Consider the following 5,951-nt stretch of genomic DNA (forward strand, 5'->3'; position numbering starts at 1 on the left):
GACGAAGGCCGTTTGGTTATCGATGATTGGGTCTCCTGAGTTCACGCTAATACTGCCCACCGTTGGCGCAATATCATCCAGTAGCTCCACGTCCTGAGACGCTTCCGCCTCCTGACCACCGGAATTCGAGCCGTCCACCGTGATGGTCAAGGTGCCGCTTTCCCATGAGGAAATGTCCTTTGGTGTCGTCGTCCAAGCCCCGTTGGTCACTTCTACTGTCTCATTGAAATCCTCACCAAGCGGGCTGCTGCTTGAAACCTCTACCCTTAACTGAGCGCTATTCTCAAACCCTCGCGCCGTCCCTGATACCACAAAGTCCCTCGCCTCGGTGGTCGTTAAGTCGTCAATATCCTGCATGAGGATGATGGGTTTAACGTCAACCGCCTTCTCATAAGGAGCCCCTGAATTTGGCTCGCCCGCTGTGTCTGTGTAGTTTGTAACGACTAGCTTCGATGTCGATTCACTCTCAGGAAGGACAAGCTCTGGGCTCGTCCCCACCCAAGTTTTGGCAACATCACCATCGGCTGGCTGGTTAAAGGTTATGAGTTGTCCGTTTAGGAGCGACTCAGGTTTGCTCACTCGCTCACTGAAGGTCAACGTGACCGTCGCGATTTCCCCATCAATCAGCACTTCGTCCGAATTAACAGGAAGTAAAGTCACCGCGGAACCGGACATTGAGATTTGAGATTGGATGACTTCCGGGGCAATACTATCAACGTACTTGGATTCCTTTTCTTCAACCACGTACTGAGATTCTTCGCTATTTCGGCCTGTCACCTCAATCGTGAAGTCAGATTCTTCCCAACTAGACATATCTTGATTCGATATAGACCAAATGCCATCTTGGTTTACTTCGATCTCAGTGAATTCAAACTTATCGATATCTGGACGCTTTGTTGAGACCACATTAACAGACAACTGAGTACCTTTTAAAAAGCCTTTTGTTGACCCGCTAAAGCTGATGTTATTAACGTTATCATCTGCGCTGTTAACTTCGTTGTCTTCCGTCACATCATCGATGGTGATAGTTGGCGTAATGATGACATCTTCCGAGAACTCCTCACCAATATTATTGAGTTCATCGTGATAGGCACTCACCACTAACTTTTTTGAATTCTCATCAGGGTTGAGTGAAATGACTTCTGACGTTGTTCCAGTCCAGAGCTCTTTGAAGTCTTTAGATTCACCAAAATCAATATCGATGTCGTCAAATGTTGCAGCGACCGCGGTTACTGGTTCGTCGAACAATATCTGGAAAGTGACAGTTTCATTGTTAGTTGGATACTTAGGGTCAACGTCTTGTATTGCTCCAGTAGGAGGTTGATTGTCGACGTAGTATCTAGACGCTGTAGCGGGCCCGTATACATTCCCAATGTTATCATAAGCGGTCGTTACAATGTCGAAATACTCTACGTTAGGATATTCAGAAGAAAGAGAGTCGATTGTAAATTCATATATCTTTTGATACTCATCGTCACTTTCTTGCAACTCAAATATTACGTTAGTTGCCTCGTTTTTTTTTAGGGTGTTGTCGTACCAATAGGCCTTAAATTCCGTTCTAGTGGTGTCTACCCCCGCAAGGTCTTCAACAGTAGCTGTGGATACCACCGTACCTGAAAAAGTGTAATCTGCACCATCTTGAACAAACGTCCCTTCCGTTGGAGTAACATCAACACTTGGAGCCTGTTGATCTATGCTTTCTCCACGCTCATCAAATATCGGGGTACCATCAAGCAGCGGATATGCTTTAGCAAAATGGTCCGCTTGATCCAATGCAATAATCGAATCTACTCCATACACACCCGTTACTAAGCTATAATAGGCTTGGGCTAATTCTGAGCGATAGGTATCCGCGGTGAGTCTTTTGGACCCTACATATATCTGTCCACTCTCATCTTGACCATTCGCTACCCCATCAGCGGATAAATCTTTATAGAACGCTGTTGCATAGTCTAATGATGACGCTCCAGAACCACTACCTTCCGCCATGTCAAACAAGCTTTCCAACAAAAAACGATAGATGTATTCATCATTCGGTTTTGTAGGTATCTCTCCTTCGAGCATCTCATTTGTTGCGTATCGGGTTGTAACGGGGTCGAAGCCCAACATTGAATTCGGTTGCTCTGCGATAGCATTGTTGACGTCAGCAAGAGTCTCAATGGCTGCTACAGTGCTTTTTTCACTCAGTTGATCCCATTGACTATCAAACAGACCAGTTTGATAAGTAGAAAACTCCGTTATATAAAGTGTCCTGTTTTCCGAACCAGTATAATATGCCCCAATAACTGCATCTTCAGGAAAAACGACATCTTTTCGTTCTTTTTCACTCCACTGATAATAGTAAGTACCTGTGTTACCTTTATTTTTTAAATACACCCTAAAGAATTCGTAATCGTCGGCCTTATAAGGGATGGTACAAGTAGCTAAATCTTTAGCATCCTCTACTTGGTTCGTTGTACAGCTACTTATAGGGTTAAAGCGCCCAGTTGATGTTAAACCTTCCAAATTTACCGATGCGTTTATAAAAGGTGTCACTACAGTGACTTCTGGCATATCAAAAGTAGATCTAAAATAAACTCTTTGTGGCTTGCTTACATTACCTGATGGATCAGAAGCCGTTATCTCTAACATTTGTCGGTCACCAGATACAGCACTACTGAAGTACGTACTAAACAGCTCTTTTACATACGGAACGTAATATGTCATTGAGCCAACTTTTCCATTTGCATCTTCTACTAACTTCTTGAATGGTATACCCGTATTATTTCCAGCCTCTACTTCGCTCGCTCTTTCTGTCTTAGTAATGTAATGATCATATTCATCATCTTGATTTCTTTTCCGATAGTAAGCGACATTAAAAGTTAAATCGTCAGCTGATGAGCTGTAAGAGCCGCCTTCACTAGAGTCTCTTATCTCAACTTCTACATACGGAACAGATTCATCAACAAGAACACTTGGAAAGAAATCTGTAAAATCCAGATCGTCAATCGTGGCATTTAAACCGTCAGAGGCAAATTCATAAGCTATTTGAAGGTACTCTGTTGCAGTTTCAACAGAAACAGAATCATATACATAATCTGTATATGGCAAGGTTTTGTTTTCACCGCTTGCGGTCTCAAAATTGAATTCTTGGTTAGGATAAGTAATAAAAAGTTTGGGGGGTAAACTGTCATTGTAGAGGGTAAAAACAAGACTCCCTGAATTGCCATAGATATCATCTGCTCTGATATTGAAATCTACGCTATCTCCAAAACCACTGGTCTCATATCCGTCAGTTTTGAATTCGCACCACCTAGAGCCATCGTCCCCTACAACGGTTCGACATTCAAAGCCTATTTCTGGGCTACTCCCGACCGCTACATATACAGAACTGCCAGCGAGTAAATCAGGGTCTTCTTTTACAAAGCCCGTTAATACGTATTCTGTTGCCTCTGAGTTAATGGTCTCTGGAGATGTTACTTCAATAATTGGTGCTATATTATCCCATTCAAAATCAATACGAGATCCACCACTGTTTGTGTTACCTAACACATCAGTCGCAACAACTGACAAGTACGCTTGCGGCGATGCTTCAGGACCTCCATTGTCTAGGGCTTCAGTATCTACATACACTTTAAGGCTTGTTTCTCTTGGCCCCTGTTCAAAATCCGTAGTATCTACCCAACATATGGTATCTTGATAGGTTGGTGCGACATCGCAGGGGAAAGACTCCCATACAGAAAATGCATCACCAGAATTATATTCTAATGTAACTACAGCAGAGCTCACTCCTACTTCGTCAGCAAGTATTATATCGATCGCCTCAGTCCCTTTTAATACTTCCGTACCTTGCCTGGTCGCGGTTGGAGCATGTTCATCAATCTCTTCAGGCACACGATCTGGAATAACACCTCCATCCGAACCTGTACCTAAGTTATTGAGGTGTTCAGCCATAAGTTGATAATCTTCAATCGGCGTTTTGGAGACATTAAGGCTAGGATCACTGACAACGATCAACAGGTGCCTTGCCATAGCGTTGGTATACACATCAGCAGTTACTGGCTCAGCTCCAAAACTTATAGGCTTTTCGAAGGAACCGCTACTATCCAGTTCCTTACCATTGAGTAACCCATCAGCAGCAATATCACGGTAACCGATATCAGAAAGGTTCATCGATGTATAAACATCTCCTCCATGCTCATCGGTTACGAGAAAGTCATACGCATACGAGGAATATGCAGTTAATAAAGCACCATATTTATGACCATCGGTTGCAGTGCTACTCTGGCCTCCCTTAGTAATATCGATAGGAGATACAGAGTTAACATTAAACCCGTACATAGAATTTATCGTGTTCAATGATTCATCTATAGCCGTAGCGGCATCTGCATTGAGTTTAATTTTGTATTCAGCCAATCCGGCAACCATGTGAGTCAATGGCGTAATCATCACTTGCTGATCATTGCCTTCACCATAATTGAGCACACTTGCCATATATATTGGTTTACCTAGGCTGGTATCTACGACTTTGTCGCTCAATGGGTCCATATACGCCCCGCCTTTAGCCTCGATATACAAAGGCATCGACGATGCATCAACTTCAATTGAGTACTCGCCGTATGGTGAGGTAGTCGCAGATCCGAGTTTGCGCCCCACCTGGCCATTTTGATATTCATAAGCCGTAACCACAGCTTTAGAGACAGGCGCATCAAAAACGATTCCAGATATCGTTCCCTTGTCTCTGGCTCTTGGTGATGAATCACCACCGCCCCCACCACCGCAGGAACTCAGTGACAGGATGACTATGATCGTGAAAAAAAGCTTAGCTATATTTTTGTATACCAACATGGTGCCGATGTGACGTTGCAAAAAAGTGGCTAAAGTATATTTCTCGATTTAATAATGACAACGCGGCAAAATAACCAGAGATAATAAGAATAAGAACGGCGATCTATATACAAACGATAAAAAATAGATTTATATACAAACAAATTTGACTATTATAACAGTAGAAATGATTACTAATGAATATTTATAAAAATTGCTTAGAATGTTTTTTTTTTAAAATTAGAAGTGAGCAACATAATTTAATTCGAATTTAAAATAAATAAATTAAAACCAATACATCAAAAAAATAATACAACAAAAATAATAGATATATATTTTAAATAAAAACAAAGGACATTAATCACCAAGATTATGCACGGTGGTTATTGATTTAAAATTCCAATACTATTAGAACAATAAATTCATATTTGTAATAAATATTATATATAAAGGTAAATTAACCTAATAATTATTCGTTAATTTGAGTGCAAGTAATTAATTTATAAAGAAAAAGAGTAACCACATAGGTGATTACTCTATTATGACCAATATATTAAATTACTAGTGCAATGGGCACATGTCGTATTAGCGCCCTTCTGGAGCTTAAATCTACTATATCACCTCAATCGAACGCTCCTGGGACGCACCGCCTCCCTGCGCATTCGTGCCCGTCACTTCAACCTTATAGCCATCCACCGTCAGACCCAACGAACTCCAATCTTGTCGTTATTCACCGATACGCCCGAAGGGAATGCATGCACAACCGTATCACCCGACTTCGACTTCAACCTCAACTGAACTGTCTCACCGCTCTTAGCAAAACCAATCGAACTGCCCGACACCGTCACATTACCCAATTTCGTTTCGTCTACTTTATCCCCTGTCATCACCGTACTAATCGTGATTTCAGGCTTTATCCCAATCTCTTGCTGGTAAGCCGATGCCACTACGTTATCTGACGCATCTTTAAAACTGCTCAGCTTCAATGCCAACGTCGCACTGCCCGCCTGTACCGTAATAGGGTTATCCGTATTACCTGTCCATTCCGTCGACAGCACCGCTGACTCACTATTACTGAACGTCACTCGCTCACCCGCAAACGTCCCTTCCACTTCTTTCACTGGCTCTGAGAACGTCACCTTAAA

Annotated in this window: 1 protein-coding gene and 1 pseudogene; both read right to left on the reverse strand. The window is 42.3% G+C overall.

The window, feature by feature from the left end; translation table 11 throughout:
• A pseudogene (locus tag F0265_RS24445) lies at positions 1–4,848 on the reverse strand (hypothetical protein); the annotation flags it as partial.
• Between the two features lie 656 nt (positions 4,849–5,504).
• On the reverse strand, positions 5,505–5,951 hold a 447-nt coding region (locus F0265_RS24450), incomplete at its 5' end, for a hypothetical protein (RefSeq protein WP_171750638.1).

Origin of the sequence: Vibrio sp. RE88, from assembly GCF_013113835.1 — a bacterium.
Lineage (GTDB): Bacteria > Pseudomonadota > Gammaproteobacteria > Enterobacterales > Vibrionaceae > Vibrio.